At 56.5% G+C, this 14,603-nt stretch carries 13 protein-coding genes and 1 tRNA gene; 12 read left to right on the top strand and 2 right to left on the bottom strand.

The annotated features are described in order from the left end of the window. Positions 1-122 precede the first annotated feature (122 nt). The 5 genes from AC1RKG_RS24210 to yjfF all read left to right on the top strand — a co-directional run bounded on the left by AC1RKG_RS24210 (position 123) and on the right by yjfF (position 5,017). A tRNA-Trp gene (locus AC1RKG_RS24210) sits at positions 123-198 on the top strand. 316 nt (positions 199-514) lie between these two features. Further along, the gene (ytfQ, locus tag AC1RKG_RS24205; RefSeq protein ID WP_493183818.1) at positions 515-1,471 is read left to right on the top strand and encodes a galactofuranose ABC transporter, galactofuranose-binding protein YtfQ; all 957 of its coding nucleotides are present in this window, start codon (positions 515-517) and stop codon (positions 1,469-1,471) included. 23 nt (positions 1,472-1,494) lie between these two features. Beyond that, positions 1,495-3,009 (top strand): galactofuranose ABC transporter, ATP-binding protein YtfR, encoded by a 1,515-nt coding sequence (gene ytfR, locus AC1RKG_RS24200; protein ID WP_197821658.1) that lies wholly within the window; start codon positions 1,495-1,497, stop codon positions 3,007-3,009. A 17-nt stretch (positions 3,010-3,026) separates the two neighbouring features. Next, complete coding sequence (ytfT, locus tag AC1RKG_RS24195; RefSeq protein WP_493183817.1) at positions 3,027-4,028, top strand: galactofuranose ABC transporter, ATP-binding protein YtfT; 1,002 nt, start codon at positions 3,027-3,029, stop codon at positions 4,026-4,028. Further along, the gene (gene yjfF, locus AC1RKG_RS24190; protein WP_048762617.1) at positions 4,025-5,017 is read left to right on the top strand and encodes a galactofuranose ABC transporter, permease protein YjfF; all 993 of its coding nucleotides are present in this window, start codon (positions 4,025-4,027) and stop codon (positions 5,015-5,017) included. Before ytfT ends, yjfF begins: the two co-directional genes overlap by 4 nt. Positions 5,018-5,021: 4 nt before the next feature. On the opposite strand, the gene hdfR is transcribed toward yjfF, so the two are convergent. Beyond that, complete coding sequence (hdfR, locus tag AC1RKG_RS24185) at positions 5,022-5,849, bottom strand: HTH-type transcriptional regulator HdfR (RefSeq protein WP_041415741.1); 828 nt, start codon at positions 5,847-5,849, stop codon at positions 5,022-5,024. Between the two features lie 119 nt (positions 5,850-5,968). On the opposite strand from hdfR, the gene AC1RKG_RS24180 reads away from it, so the two are divergent. Beyond that, positions 5,969-6,307 (top strand): MaoP family protein, encoded by a 339-nt coding sequence (locus AC1RKG_RS24180; RefSeq protein WP_020837497.1) that lies wholly within the window; start codon positions 5,969-5,971, stop codon positions 6,305-6,307. 27 nt (positions 6,308-6,334) lie between these two features. Here AC1RKG_RS24180 and AC1RKG_RS24175 read toward each other — a convergent pair whose 3' ends face one another. Then, on the bottom strand, positions 6,335-7,858 hold the full coding sequence (locus AC1RKG_RS24175) for a YifB family Mg chelatase-like AAA ATPase (RefSeq protein WP_046374899.1): 1,524 nt from the start codon (positions 7,856-7,858) through the stop codon (positions 6,335-6,337). Positions 7,859-8,199: 341 nt separating this feature from the next. On the opposite strand from AC1RKG_RS24175, the gene AC1RKG_RS24170 reads away from it, so the two are divergent. From AC1RKG_RS24170 to ilvD, 6 genes are all read left to right on the top strand, one after another. Then, the gene (locus AC1RKG_RS24170; protein WP_493183816.1) at positions 8,200-9,432 is read left to right on the top strand and encodes an MFS transporter; all 1,233 of its coding nucleotides are present in this window, start codon (positions 8,200-8,202) and stop codon (positions 9,430-9,432) included. Positions 9,433-9,565: 133 nt separating this feature from the next. Then, positions 9,566-9,664, top strand: a complete 99-nt coding sequence (ilvL, locus tag AC1RKG_RS24165; protein WP_015962288.1) for an ilv operon leader peptide — start codon at positions 9,566-9,568, stop codon at positions 9,662-9,664. A 142-nt stretch (positions 9,665-9,806) separates the two neighbouring features. Further along, positions 9,807-11,453 carry an acetolactate synthase 2 catalytic subunit gene (ilvG, locus tag AC1RKG_RS24160; protein WP_020837490.1) on the top strand — a complete coding sequence of 549 codons (1,647 nt, stop codon included), beginning with the start codon at positions 9,807-9,809 and terminating at the stop codon, positions 11,451-11,453. Continuing rightward, positions 11,450-11,707, top strand: a complete 258-nt coding sequence (gene ilvM, locus AC1RKG_RS24155; RefSeq protein WP_020837489.1) for an acetolactate synthase 2 small subunit — start codon at positions 11,450-11,452, stop codon at positions 11,705-11,707. Before ilvG ends, ilvM begins: the two co-directional genes overlap by 4 nt. Before the next feature lie 22 nt (positions 11,708-11,729). Further along, positions 11,730-12,656 (top strand): branched-chain-amino-acid transaminase, encoded by a 927-nt coding sequence (gene ilvE / locus AC1RKG_RS24150; RefSeq protein ID WP_020837487.1) that lies wholly within the window; start codon positions 11,730-11,732, stop codon positions 12,654-12,656. 96 nt (positions 12,657-12,752) lie between these two features. Beyond that, on the top strand, positions 12,753-14,603 hold the full coding sequence (ilvD, locus tag AC1RKG_RS24145; RefSeq protein ID WP_048762615.1) for a dihydroxy-acid dehydratase: 1,851 nt from the start codon (positions 12,753-12,755) through the stop codon (positions 14,601-14,603).

Raw genomic sequence — 14,603 nt, 5'->3', positions numbered from 1 at the left:
TAGTTCAGTTGGTTAGAATACCTGCCTGTCACGCAGGGGGTCGCGGGTTCGAGCCCCGTCCGTTCCGCCACTTATTTAAATTATGCCTGCTATCTTAGCGGGCATAATGTTAAGCGAGATTTAGGGGCGTAGCTCAGTTGGTAGAGCACCGGTCTCCAAAACCGGGTGTCGCGAGTTCGAGTCTCTCCGCCCCTGCCATATTAGAAACCCTTTGCGAAAGCGAAGGGTTTTTTTTTGCGTGAAATTTCCCCATTCCCCATAATTCCCCTGAAAGATCGCTTAAAACTCCCACCGAAATCGTTCCCAATTTAGACATTTTTAGCTGGATCCATGTACAAAATGGTTGTTCTGCCGTGATGTGATGCCGCGCATTATTCCTGCCCGATTTTCGACTACACCTTATGTGTGTCCAACCCTAAGGACATCCACTTCACCAGAAAAAAATGCAGCATACACAACAACGATAATCCCTGCCCGGCGTGGTTCCATGCCAAGGCAACGCGAGGAGAACAACATGGTTAAACGTCTGCTGTTAGCGGCCGCCATTACTGGCGCTTTGGTAGGTACGGGACAGGCGGCACCGCTGGTCGTCGGCTTTTCACAGATTGGTTCCGAATCGGGTTGGCGTTCGGCGGAAACCAAGGTTTCGAAACAGGAAGCGGAAAAGCGGGGTATCACGCTGAAAATCGCCGATGCGCAGCAAAAACAGGAAAACCAAATCAAAGCGGTCAGATCTTTCATTGCTCAGGGTGTTGACGCCATCTTCATTGCACCGGTTGTCGCCACCGGCTGGACGCCTGTGCTGCAGGAAGCCAAAGAAGCCAAGATCCCGGTATTCCTGCTCGACCGAATGATTGAGGTAAACGACCCTTCGCTGTATACCGCGGCGGTGGCTTCTGACAGCGTACACGAAGGTAAAGTCGCAGGAGAATGGTTGGTGAAAGAGGTCGCCGGCAAGCCTTGCAACGTAGTCGAGCTGCAGGGCACCGTGGGCGCCAGCGTTGCCCTCAACCGTAAGAAAGGTTTTGCTGACGGCATAGCCTCCGCCGCCAACGTTAAGATCATCCGCTCGCAATCGGGTGATTTTACGCGCAGCAAAGGTAAAGAAGTGATGGAAAGCTTCATCAAGGCTGAGCAAAACGGCAAAAATATTTGCGCCGTTTATGCACATAACGACGACATGGCAATCGGCGCCATCCAGGCGATCAAAGAGGCGGGCTTAAAGCCGGGCTCACAGATCAAAATCGTTTCTATCGACGGTGTGCCTGACATATTTAAGGCAATGATGAACGGTGAAGCCAATGCCACGGTCGAGCTAACGCCGAATATGGCCGGTCCGGCGTTTGATGCGCTGCTGGCGATGAAGAAAGACGGTACCCTGCCGCCGAAGTTTATCCAGACCGAGTCCAAGCTGCTGCAACCGGATACGGCTAAACAGGAGTTCGAGCTGAAGAAAAGCATGGGCTATTAATCTACTCACCGGCGGAGCAGCAGATGGCTAACTCTCAGACGACATTATTGACGATTAAGGGATTATCCGTTGAATTTCCTGGCGTAAAAGCGCTGGAGCAGGTTGATGTCACGTTGCAGCGCGGAGAGATCATGGCGCTGCTGGGCGAAAATGGCGCGGGGAAATCCACGCTGATCAAAGCGTTGACCGGGGTTTATCAGCGTTCCGCCGGCGAGGTATTACTGGAAGGCATCGCCATTGCCCCGCAGAGCACCGCGCAGGCGCAGACACTGGGCATTGGTACGGTTTATCAGGAAGTTAACCTGCTGGCGAACATCTCGGTGGCCGCCAACCTGTTCATCGGGCGAGAGCCCACGCGCTTCGGCCTGATCGATCAAAAAAAGCTGCTGCGCCAGGCTCAGCAGCTTTTACTGAGGTATGGGCTGCAGTTGGACGTCAGCCAGCCGCTGGGTAATTACTCCATTGCCATCCAGCAGATTATCGCTATCGCGCGGGCCGTCGATCTGTCCGCCAAAGTCTTGATTCTTGATGAGCCAACCGCCAGCCTGGATGCCAAAGAGGTCAGCATGCTGCTGGACATTCTCAGCCAGCTCCGTAGTCAGGGAATGGGAATGATCTTTGTTACCCATTTTCTCGATCAGGTTTACCGCATCAGCGATCGCATCACCGTACTGCGCAACGGCAAGTTAGTGGGAACGAAAGCCACCGCCGACTTACCGCGTATGGAACTGGTACAGATGATGCTCGGCCACGCGTTTGATGAGTCATTACTGAAACGCAGCGAGCATACGCCCTCAAAGGCGCCATCGTTGGTTGAATTCAGCGGTTATGGGCGGCGCGGGATGGTTGAGCCCTTTGATCTGCAGATTCGTCCGGGTGAGATTGTAGGGCTGGCCGGGCTGCTGGGATCGGGGCGTACCGAAACGGCCCAGCTCATATTCGGTATCAAACCGCGCGACAACGGCAGTGTAAAAGTCGAAGGGCGTGCGGTGAACATCCGAACGCCACGTAACGCTGCCAGCCTCGGCTTCGGGTATTGCCCCGAAGATCGTAAGACCGATGGAATCATCGGCGCTGCGACCGTGCGGGAAAATATCATTTTGGCCCTGCAGGCTCAACGCGGCTGGCTAAGGCCGCTCTCGCTGAAAGAGCAAACCCGCATTACTGAAAGCTATATCCAACTGTTGGGCATTCGTACTCCTGGGCCAGAACAGCAAATCCAGTATCTGTCCGGCGGTAATCAGCAGAAGGTGCTGTTGTCACGTTGGCTGGCGACGAAACCCCGTTTTCTGATCCTGGATGAACCGACGCGCGGCATTGACGTTGGTGCGCATGCCGAAATCATTCGCTTGATCGAAAAGCTCTGTGACGAAGGTCTGGCATTGTTGGTGATCTCCTCCGAACTGGAAGAACTGGTGGGTTATGCCGATCGCATCGTTGTGCTTCGAGACCGGAAACACGTAGCGCAGCTTGAACATAACGCCATTACGGTGCCTGCAATCATGCAGGTAATAGCCGCACAACAGGGGGCAGGATGAACCTCAGGAGTTTCTCCATGACCAGTGGGCCGCGTAAAGTCAGGTGGGTCATCCCTGCCGGAGCAACGCAACTGGGGGCGCTGGCGGTGATTTTGCTTATCGACAGTCTGGTCGCCCCGAATTTCTTTTCCCTGCATATTCAAGACGGTCGACTGTTTGGCAGCGTAATCGACATTGTTAATCGCGGCGCACCGGTCGCGTTATTGGCATTGGGCATGACGTTGGTAATCGCCACCGGTGGTATCGACCTTTCGGTGGGAGCGGTGATGGCGATAGCCGGTGCCACGGCGGCAACGCTGGCCAGTGCCGGTTATCCGCTGAGCTATGTACTGGCAGCCGCCCTGGCGGTTGGCGCACTGTGTGGCCTGTGGAACGGGTTTTTGGTGGCGGTGCTGCAGATACAGCCGATTGTTGCCACGCTGATGCTGATGGTGGCTGGGCGCGGCATTGCCCAACTGATTACCGAAGGGCAAATCGTCACCTTTGAACGAGAGGGGTTGGCGTGGCTCGGCAGCGGTGCGCTGATGTATTTGCCGATGCCGGCGATCATTGCGGCGGTCATGCTGCTGTTGATCTGGCTGTTAACGCGTAAAACGGCGTTGGGACTGTTTATCGAAGCCGTAGGCATCAATCTGCGTTCCGCGCGTAATGCAGGTGTCAGCACCGGCTGGGTGGTGATGGCGGTGTATGTGATCTGCGGGCTGTGCGCCGCCGTTGCCGGCGTTATCGTCACGGCGGACATCCGTGGCGCTGATGCCAACAATGCCGGGTTGTGGTTGGAGCTGGATGCGATCCTGGCGGTTGTGATTGGCGGCGGTTCACTGTTGGGCGGTCGTTTTAACCTGTTGCTGTCGGTAGTGGGGGCATTAATTATTCAGGGGATGAATACCGGCATTCTGCTGTCCGGCTATCGGCCTGAGTTTAATCTGGTGTTGAAGGCGATTGTGGTGTTGGCGGTGTTGATGGTGCAATCGCCCAGCTTCACGCTGCGCCACCTGCTTGGGAGAAGAAAACCATGATCAAACGTAATCTTCCGCTGCTGATTACCGTCCTGGTGTTCCTTCTGGGCTACGCTTTTTGTCTGACGCAGTTTCCCGGCTTTGCCTCAACACGGGTGTGGTGCGATTTGCTGACCGACAACGCCTTTCTGGGCATCGTCGCGGTCGGCATGACGTTTGTGATCCTTTCCGGCGGTATCGATCTGTCTGTCGGCTCGGTGATCGCCTTCACCGGGGTGCTGCTGGCCAAGTTGATTGGAACTTATGGCATTGCACCGGGTTATGCGTTCATCATCGCGCTGTTGATGGGGGCGTCGTTCGGCGCGCTGATGGGTTGGATCATTGATGTGCTGAAGCTACCGGCGTTTATTATTACGCTGGCCGGAATGTTCTTCGTACGGGGCATGAGTTTTATTGTTTCAGAGGAGTCGATTCCCATCGATCATCCGCTGTATGTGACGCTGGCGAACTATGCCTGGAAAATGCCGGGCGGTGGGCGCTTTACATTGTTGGCGCTGGTGATGCTATTGGTTGTGGCGGTCGGCATGGTGCTGGCGCACCGTACGCGCTTTGGGCATAACGTCTACGCCATCGGCGGTAATCGGGTCTCTGCCGCGCTGATGGGCGTACCGGTACAGCGTACCACCGTACTGATTTATATGCTCTCAAGCACGCTGGCGGCACTATCAGGGATCATTTTCTCGCTGTATACCTCGGCAGGTTATGCCCTGGCGGCCAGCGGCGTGGAGTTGGATGCCATTGCTGCCGTCGTGATTGGCGGTACCTTGTTGACCGGCGGCGTGGGCACCGTTTTGGGCACGCTGTTTGGCGTGCTGATCCAGGGATTGATTCAGAGCTATATTACCTTCGACGGCACGCTCAGTTCGTGGTGGACCAAAATCGTTATCGGTATTCTGCTGTTCTGCTTTATCGGCCTTCAGAAGGCGATAAGCGCGTTTTGGCTCAGCAGGCGAACCCAACCCCGGCATCCTCGTTTGAAGCCGTTATAGCGCCTCATGCTGAGGTTTTCAAAGGTATTTTCAGCAGTTGCCGGATCAGCGGCTGCTGATCGCTATTTTGCAGCCAGACGGCGTACAGCGGGCGGATAATGGCCGGGATCTCGGCGATGGCGGTTAACTGCGGGTAATCATTCTCCCACTGACTGGGCAGGAAGGCGCAGCCACCGGTGGTTTCCAGCAGTTGCCGGGTCAGATGCGCAGAGGTAGTGGTGAGCACCGGCAGAGTGTCGCTCTCCAGCATGCGGCTTTCCTGCTGATGGAAATCAGCCCCCCATTCCAGCTTGATATAGGGCATCGGCGCATGTTGATCGCGCAGGGTGGAAGAGAACAGCCGCAACGAGAAATTCCCCAACAGCTGGCTGGCCAGTTCATCCATCTTTGGCGGTTCAGTGGTGATGAGCAAATCGAGCTGTCTTTCATGCAGCTGTTTTACCAAAGAGTGCCGTAGCGCCACCCTGGCCTCCAGCTGCAACGCCTCACGCTGCTGATAGAGCGACTGCAGCCAGGGGGTCAAATAAGCCTCCCACAATGACGCCGTGGCACCGATGGATAACTCGGTATGTTGCAGTGAACGCACCACCTCTTTTTTCGCCAGTTGCCAGGTCATCATCAGGCTCTCTGCATAGGGCAAAAGCCGCTCTCCAGCAGGCGTCAGGCGGATATTGTTGCGGTGACGGGTGAACAGATTCGCGCCCAATTGGTTTTCTAACTGGCGGATGCGGAAACTGACGGCGGACTGCGTTAAGTACAAGGATTCTGCGGCTCGGCCAAAGTGACGCGTTCTACTGACCTCCAAAAAGGTTTTCAGTAATTCGGTATCCACACCCATCTCCAGTAATTTTTATCGTTAAGATTTAAATGTTTTGTTTTACACAATGTCAAGCCTATCTAATACTCCGCGCCATAAACAGCACGGCCATGAGAGAATTAGGAGCGTGTCAGATGGCGGATAGCTTCACCACGACCAGTCGATTTTTTGATAATAAACATTACCCTCGCGGGTTCTCCCGTCACGGCGATTTCACCATTAAAGAAGCGCAATTGCTAGAGCGTTTCGGGTATGCGTTCAACGAGCTGGATACGGGTAAACGCCAGCCGGCCACTGAAGAAGAACAGTTGTTCGTCGCAGTGTGCCACGGTGAGCGCGAGCCGGTTACCGAGCAGGAAAAAGTATGGGCCAAATATCTGGCGCGCACACGTCGCCCGAAAAAATTCCATACTCTGTCCGGCGGTAAGCCGCAGGCTGATGCGGTGGAAGATTACACCGACAGCGAGGATTGATTTTAATGGGGCCTTTGGGCCCCATTATTATTCAAGGCTGCGGTGCAGCTGCAGCAGCAGGCGATCCATACTGCGGTAGCCAAGCGCTTCACTCAAGTGTCGCTTATCAATAGCCCGATCTCCTGCCAAATCCGCCAGCGTGCGAGCCACTTTCAGGATCCGCTGCCAGGCGCGAACCGATAATCCCAACCTGTTTAACGTCGTTTCAAGAAAATCCGCGTCCGCGTCGTTAAGTCGGCAATCCCGTTCGACCTCATGATTGTTCAGCAGGGCATTAATCTTCCCCGCTCGACTGAGCTGCCTTTCACGCGCCAACAGCACACGTTCCCGTACCTGAGCGCTGTTTTCACCGGCAATGCGCTTTTTGCTAAGCAGGCCTGGTGGCAACAATGGCACTTCAATCGAGAGATCGAAACGATCGAGAAAGGGCCCTGAAAGCCGCCCCAGATAGCGCAGGACCTGCTGTGGCGATGCGCGGTTATGCATGCCCTGGTAATGCCCGGTAGGGCTGGGGTTCATGGCGGCGATCAGCTGTACCCGTGCCGGGAAGCAGACTTTGGCGCTGGCGCGTGAAACCACGATCTCGCCGGACTCCAGCGGTTCGCGCAGCGCATCCAGTACCCGCCTTTCGAATTCGGGCAGTTCATCCAGGAACAGGACGCCATTGTGCGCCATGGAAATTTCACCCGGCCTCGGCAGCGAACCCCCGCCGACCAGAGCGGCCATCGAGGCGCTATGGTGCGGTGCGCGAAACGGCCGCTGTCGCCATGGCAGCGCTTGCGCAGCATGATGCAGCAGGCTGGCCACCGCGATGCTTTCCAGTGCTTCCTGATCGGTCAGCGGCGGGAGAAGGCCATTCAAGCGGCTGGCCAACATGGTTTTCCCGGTCCCTGGCGGGCCCACCAGCAGCAGGTTGTGGCCGCCAGCAGCGGCGATTTCCAGCGCGCGCTTTGCCTGTTCCTGACCCAGAATATCCTGCAGATCGGCCGGTTCGGGCGCGTTGTTCATTGCCGGCGGCGCATGGGCTACCGGTAAATCCGCTTTACCCAACACAAAGGCGCACACCTCCAACAGGTGGTCCGCCACCAGGGTTTTGCTCTGCGTAATTAGCCCCACCTCTGGCCCATTGGCGGCCGCCAAAACCAATTGCCGTCCTGACTCCATGGCGGCCAGCGCGGCGGGGATGGCTCCGCTGACGCCCCGTAGAGCGCCAGATAATGCCAGTTCGCCAAGGAATTCATAGTGAGCCAGCTTATCGGCCGGCAGCTGTTCGGAAGCCGCCAGGATAGCCAGCGCAATCGGTAGATCATAGCGACCGCCTTCCTTGGGCAGATCGGCCGGTGCCAGATTGACGGTAATACGCCGTGCGGGAAAGGTGAAACCGTTATTGATCAAGGCGCTGCGCACTCGATCACGCGCCTCTTTAACCGTAGTTTCCGGCAGGCCGACCATCGTCAGGCCGGGCAGCCCATTGCTGATATGCACTTCCACCGTAACCGAAGGGGCCTGAACGCCCAGTGTGGCCCGGGTATAGATCACTGCCAGTGACATATTGCTCTCCTTGCTGAAGGCAACATGATGCGGGATGTGTTGCGACGTCGCGCTTTACCCTTGGAATATTTGCGCGATAAGCCGTAATTAAAATTATTGGTTTCAGATAGATAGCCTTTTTTTGTGCAGGGCTTCGCAAAGGGCGGCAATACCCCTTAACAATTACGCGAATGCTGCAACACATTAGCAGGCTAACCATGTTGCGACCGGAGGGGAAATGGGTGTATTTAACAATTGATTAAAATAAAAATCACCTATTTAACACAATCCGACCGCCGCTGCATTCTGCCGCGGCAGCCGCTAAACCTCATGACTTCGTACTCTACGGTAGGGATAACATTATGTTTGGTTGGACACCGCTGCAACGCAATGCAGCTATCGCCAGCTTTTCAAGCTGGACGCTTGATGCTTTCGATTTCTTCGTGCTGGTCTTTCTGCTCAGCGATATCGCGCAATCTTTCCATGTCGGTATGGAAGAGGTCACGCTGGCGATCCTGCTGACGCTGGCGGTACGCCCGATCGGCGCGCTGATCTTTGGCCGTGCGGCGGAAAAATATGGCCGCAAACCGATTTTGATGCTGAATATCGTGTTCTTCTCGGTGTTTGAACTGCTGTCCGCGGCGGCACCCTCGTTGACGATATTCCTGCTGCTGCGGGTACTGTACGGCGTGGCGATGGGCGGGATCTGGGGTGTGTCCTCATCGCTGGCGATGGAAACCATTCCCGATCGTTCGCGTGGCCTGATGTCGGGGATTTTCCAGGCCGGCTACCCCTTTGGTTACCTGTTGGCGGCGGTAGTGTATGGCCTGCTGTTTGAAATTATCGGCTGGCGCGGCATGTTCGTGATCGGCGCGGCACCCATTTTATTGCTGCCGTTTATTTACTACTGCGTGCAGGAGTCGCCGGTGTGGCTGGCGGCCCGAGAACGCAAGGAAAGCAGCGCATTGCTGCCGGTGCTGAAGAGCCATTGGAAACTGTGCGGCTACCTGGTGCTGCTGATGGCGGCGTTCAATTTCTTCTCGCACGGTACTCAGGATATGTATCCGGTGTTTTTGAAAGTTCAGCACGGTTTCGACCCTAAAACCGTCAGTATCATTGCCATTAGCTACAATATCGCGTCAATCATTGGTGGCGTTTTCTTTGGGGCACTGTCGGAAAAAATCGGCCGTAAGAAGGCGATCATCATTGCCGCCTTGCTGGCGTTGCCGGTGATCCCGCTGTGGGCGTTTTCCAGCGGTTCGCTGATGCTGGGGATTGGCGCATTCCTGATGCAGTTCATGGTGCAGGGGGCCTGGGGCGTGGTGCCGACTTACCTTACCGAATTGGTGCCGGCCAATACCCGCGCGGTACTGCCGGGGTTTGTTTATCAATTGGGTAATCTGATTGCTTCGGTCAACGCCACGCTGCAGGCGACGATAGCCGAGCATCATGGCCATAATTATGGGCTGGCAATGGCGATGATTGCCGGTACGGTGGCGATCGTGATTGCGTTGTTGGTGTTCTTCGGCAAGGACACGCGCGGTAAAGCGATCTCGGGTGCCGTGAAGTCCTCAGGCGTGCAGGCTAACGTTTGAATATCGGACATTTTGCACGAGGTATGACCAGATTGCGCCGAATAATAACGCAAAAAAAGTGTTGTCATGCCGCGCGGGACTATGGTACCTCTGTAGGTATTAGTTCGAAACGAGCACAGTGAACAAACCCATTATGAAAGCCTTTGCCCAAGTGATTAGCCTAGTCGTGATTAGCGTGGTGGTGATTATTATCCCACCGTGCGGGGCTGCACTTGGACGAAGAATGGCTTAGAAAACAAGCCGGAATCGCAAGAGAACCCCCGCACCGAAAGGTCCGGGGGTTTTTTATTGGCAAGAGAAAAGTGAAGCGAGGATAAGAATATGAATAACAGAACAAAATCCTGCAGTTGTCGAAGTAAGGCGGGGAAATAACTATGAACGGGGCTCAGTGGGTAGTACAAGCATTGCGTGCACAGGGAGTTGATAAGGTATTCGGCTATCCAGGTGGCGCAATCATGCCGGTCTACGATGCATTGTATGACGGTGGGGTAGAACACCTACTGTGCCGCCACGAACAGGGCGCCGCAATGGCTGCCATTGGTTATGCCCGCGCAACCGGCAAAGTCGGCGTTTGTATCGCCACCTCTGGTCCCGGCGCCACCAATTTGATCACCGGCCTGGCCGATGCGCTGCTGGATTCGGTTCCGGTAGTGGCCATCACCGGCCAGGTGGGTTCCGCGCTGATTGGCACCGATGCCTTTCAGGAGATCGATGTTCTCGGCCTGTCTCTGGCCTGCACCAAACACAGCTTCCTGGTGGAATCACTGGACGCGCTGCCGGGCATCATGGCAGAAGCCTTTGCCATCGCCTGTAGCGGCCGCCCTGGCCCGGTGCTGATCGACATCCCGAAAGACATCCAACTGGCCCACGGCGAGCTGCACCCGCACCTGGTGCCGGTCGTCGAAGAGTTGCATTACCCGGCGGCGGAGGTGGCGCAGGCCGCCGAGTTGCTGGCGCAGGCTCACAAACCGATGTTATACATCGGCGGCGGCGTAGGCATGGCGCAGGCGGTACCGGCACTGCGTGAGTTTATCGCAGTGACTCAAATGCCCAACGTTGTCACGCTGAAAGGGTTGGGCGCGGCGGATGCTGCTCACCCGTATTACCTCGGTATGCTGGGCATGCACGGTACCAAGGGCGCCAACCTGGCGGTGCAGGAGTGCGATCTGCTGATCGCTGTCGGCGCGCGTTTCGACGATCGCGTGACCGGGAAACTGAATGCGTTTGCGCCGCATGCAAAAGTGATCCACATGGATATCGATCCGGCGGAAATGAGCAAATTGCGTCAGGCACACGTCGCGCTGGAAGGCGACTTGAAGGCCTTGCTGCCGGCGTTGCAGCAGCCGCTGAAGATTGCCGCCTGGCAGCAGCGGGTGGTTGAGCTGAAGGAAGCCCACACCTGGCGTTATGATCATCCGGGCCAGCCGATCTACGCGCCGCTGTTGTTGAAACAGCTGTCCGAGCGCAAGCCGGCCAACAGCGTGGTGACTACCGACGTGGGCCAGCACCAGATGTGGAGTGCGCAGCACATGACCTTCGAGCGCCCGGAGAATTTCATCACCTCCAGCGGCCTGGGCACTATGGGGTTCGGCGTACCGGCCGCGGTTGGCGCCCAGATGGCGCGCCCTGAGGATACGGTAATCTGCGTATCGGGCGACGGTTCCTTCATGATGAACGTACAGGAACTGGGCACCATAAAACGCAAACAGCTGCCGCTGAAAATCGTATTACTGGATAACCAGCGTTTAGGCATGGTTCGCCAGTGGCAGCAGCTGTTTTTTGACGGGCGTTACAGCGAAACCAATCTCTCCGATAACCCCGATTTCCTGATGTTGGCCAACGCCTTTGGCATTCCCGGCCAGCGTATCACCCGTAAGGACCAGGTGGCAGACGCGCTCGACGCCTTATTCAACAGCGAAGGGCCTTACCTGCTGCACGTATCGATCGATGAACTCGAAAACGTCTGGCCGCTGGTGCCGCCGGGTGCCGGTAACGAAACCATGTTGGAGAAAATCTCATGATGCAGCATCAACTCTCAATCCAGGCCCGTTTTCGCCCTGAAATGTTAGAGCGCGTATTGCGCGTCGTGCGTCATCGTGGCTTTCAGGTTTGTGCTATGAATATGGTTTCGGCGTCAAATACCGACAAGATTAATATTGAATTGACCGTTGCCAGCCAGCGTCCGGTGGATCTACTGTCATCTCAGTTGAGCAAACTGATGGACGTCTCCTGCGTTGAGATCCAACAGCAAACATCACAACAAATAAGCGCCTGATGCGTGAGAAGGATAAAGAACAATGACGAAGAAAGCCGATTACATTTGGTTCAATGGTGAGATGGTTCCCTGGGCTGACGCCAAAGTGCACGTGATGTCGCATGCGCTGCACTACGGCACTTCGGTGTTTGAAGGCGTTCGTTGCTATGACTCCCATAAAGGCCCGGTGGTGTTCCGTCACCGCGAGCATATGCAACGCCTGCACGACTCGGCAAAAATCTACCGCATGCCGGTATCACAAAGCGTTGATGAGCTGATGGAAGCCTGTCGCGCTACGCTGCGTAAAAACAACCTGGTCAGCGCTTATATTCGCCCGCTGGTGTTTGTGGGCGACGTCGGCATGGGGGTTAACCCGCCGGCCGGCTACAAGACAGACGTGATTATCGCGGCGTTTCCTTGGGGCGCGTACCTGGGTGAAGAGGCGCTGGAGCAAGGCATCGATGCGATGGTTTCGTCCTGGCACCGCGTGGCGCCAAATACCATCCCCACCGCGGCCAAAGCCGGTGGTAACTACCTTTCCTCCCTGCTGGTGGGCAGCGAAGCGCGCCGCCACGGTTATCAGGAAGGGATTGCGCTCGACGTGCACGGTTATATTTCCGAAGGGGCAGGCGAGAACCTGTTTGAAGTGAAAGACGGCGTGTTGTTCACCCCGCCGTTCACCTCTTCCGCGCTGCCGGGCATTACCCGCGACGCCATCATCAAACTGGCGAAAGACATGGGCTTCGAAGTTCGTGAGCAGGTGCTGTCCCGCGAATCGCTGTACCTGGCCGACGAAGTGTTCATGTCCGGCACCGCGGCGGAAATCACCCCGGTGCGCAGCGTCGACGGCATCCAGGTCGGCATTGGCAAATGCGGTCCGGTGACCAAACAAATTCAACAGGCGTTCTTTGGCCTGTTTACCGGCAAGACCGAAGACAAATACGGCTGGCTGGATCCGGTAAACCCATAAATAACGACGTTACCTGTTAGGGTAAAACGACAGACAGACAAGAATATCCAGGCGGTTCGTTCGCCGCCTGTAATAAATACATTTGGAGTGAAGAGCATGCCTAAGTACCGTTCCGCCACCACCACCCACGGCCGCAACATGGCGGGTGCCCGCGCATTATGGCGCGCGACCGGAATGACCGACGACGATTTTGGCAAACCCATTATTGCGGTGGTCAACTCATTTACCCAGTTCGTTCCGGGCCATGTGCATCTGCGTGATTTGGGCAAGCTGGTTGCAGAACAGATCGAAGCCTCAGGCGGCGTTGCCAAAGAGTTCAACACCATTGCGGTGGATGACGGTATCGCCATGGGCCACGGCGGTATGCTCTATTCCTTGCCGTCACGCGAACTGATCGCCGACTCGGTGGAATACATGGTGAATGCCCACTGTGCGGATGCGATGGTGTGCATTTCCAACTGCGACAAAATCACCCCGGGCATGCTGATGGCGTCATTGCGCCTGAACATTCCGGTGATCTTCGTTTCCGGCGGCCCGATGGAAGCCGGTAAAACCAAGCTCTCCAATCAAATCATCAAGCTGGATCTGGTGGACGCAATGATCCAGGGGGCTAACCCGAACGTCAGCGACGCCGACAGCGAACAAATCGAACGCTCCGCCTGCCCGACCTGCGGTTCCTGTTCCGGCATGTTCACCGCCAACTCAATGAACTGTTTGACCGAAGCGCTGGGCCTGTCGCAACCGGGCAACGGCTCGCTGCTGGCGACCCATGCCGACCGTAAGGATCTGTTCCTCAACGCAGGTAAACGCATCGTTGCCCTGACCAAGCGCTATTACGAACAGGACGATGAAAGCGCACTGCCGCGCAGCATCGCCAACAAGGCGGCGTTTGAAAACGCCATGACGCTGGATATCGCCATGGGCGGCTCGACCAACACCGTGCTGCACCTGTTGGCTGCGGCGCAGGAGGGCGAAATTGATTTCACCATGGAAGATATCGACCGCCTGTCACGCAAGGTGCCGCACCTGTGTAAAGTGGCACCGAGCACCCCGAAATACCATATGGAAGACGTGCACCGTGCCGGTGGCGTGCTGGCGATCCTCGGTGAGCTGGATCGCGCAGGCCTGTTAAACCGCGATGTAAACAACATACTGGGCCTGACCCTGCCACAGACGCTGGAGCGGTATGACATCATGCTGACCAAAGATGAGGCGGTGAAAAAAATGTTCCGCGCCGGCCCGGCGGGCATTCGTACCACCCAGGCGTTCTCGCAGGACTGCCGCTGGGATACGCTGGACGACGATCGCGCAGAGGGTTGTATCCGCTCGCTGGAAAATGCGTTCAGCCAGGATGGCGGCTTGGCCGTGCTGTACGGCAACATGGCGCAGGACGGCAGCATCGTTAAGACCGCCGGCGTCGATAAAGACAACCTGACCTTCCGCGGTCCGGCCAAAGTGTACGAAAGCCAGGACTCGGCGGTGGACGCTATCCTCGGTGGCAAAGTGGTTGCCGGTGACGTGGTGGTGATCCGCTACGAAGGGCCGAAAGGCGGGCCGGGCATGCAGGAAATGCTTTACCCAACCACCTACCTGAAATCCATGGGCCTGGGCAAAGCCTGTGCGCTGATCACCGACGGACGTTTTTCCGGCGGCACCTCGGGCCTGTCAATCGGCCACGTTTCACCGGAAGCGGGCAGCGGCGGCCTGATTGCGCTGATCGAAGATGGCGACATGATCGACATCAATATTCCTCAACGCAGCATGGTGCTGGACGTTTCGGACAGCGAACTGGCGGCACGCCGTGAAGTTGAGCTGGCACGTGGCGATCGCGCCTGGACACCGAAAAACCGTGAGCGTCAGGTTTCCTTGGCGCTGCGTGCCTATGCCATGTTGGCAACCAGCGCTGACAAAGGTGCAGTACGCGACAAGAGCAAGCTGGGAGGCTAA

Source organism: Serratia sp. GW822-FHT06D09, assembly GCF_058799515.1.
This window is presented reverse-complemented; position numbering and strand designations above follow the sequence as displayed.

Excerpts from the sequence above, each read along its gene's own strand:
- ilvL (WP_015962288.1), top strand. The coding sequence starts at position 9,566 with ATGAAAGCCTTTGCCCAAGTGATTAGCCTAGTCGTGATTAGCGTGGTG.
- yjfF (WP_048762617.1), top strand. The coding sequence starts at position 4,025 with ATGATCAAACGTAATCTTCCGCTGCTGATTACCGTCCTGGTGTTCCTT.
- ilvE (WP_020837487.1), top strand. The coding sequence starts at position 11,730 with ATGACGAAGAAAGCCGATTACATTTGGTTCAATGGTGAGATGGTTCCC.
- AC1RKG_RS24170 (WP_493183816.1), top strand. The coding sequence starts at position 8,200 with ATGTTTGGTTGGACACCGCTGCAACGCAATGCAGCTATCGCCAGCTTT.
- ilvD (WP_048762615.1), top strand. The coding sequence starts at position 12,753 with ATGCCTAAGTACCGTTCCGCCACCACCACCCACGGCCGCAACATGGCG.
- ytfQ (WP_493183818.1), top strand. The coding sequence starts at position 515 with ATGGTTAAACGTCTGCTGTTAGCGGCCGCCATTACTGGCGCTTTGGTA.
- ytfT (WP_493183817.1), top strand. The coding sequence starts at position 3,027 with ATGACCAGTGGGCCGCGTAAAGTCAGGTGGGTCATCCCTGCCGGAGCA.
- AC1RKG_RS24180 (WP_020837497.1), top strand. The coding sequence starts at position 5,969 with ATGGCGGATAGCTTCACCACGACCAGTCGATTTTTTGATAATAAACAT.
- ytfR (WP_197821658.1), top strand. The coding sequence starts at position 1,495 with ATGGCTAACTCTCAGACGACATTATTGACGATTAAGGGATTATCCGTT.
- ilvG (WP_020837490.1), top strand. The coding sequence starts at position 9,807 with ATGAACGGGGCTCAGTGGGTAGTACAAGCATTGCGTGCACAGGGAGTT.
- AC1RKG_RS24175 (WP_046374899.1), bottom strand. The coding sequence starts at position 7,858 with ATGTCACTGGCAGTGATCTATACCCGGGCCACACTGGGCGTTCAGGCC.
- ilvM (WP_020837489.1), top strand. The coding sequence starts at position 11,450 with ATGATGCAGCATCAACTCTCAATCCAGGCCCGTTTTCGCCCTGAAATG.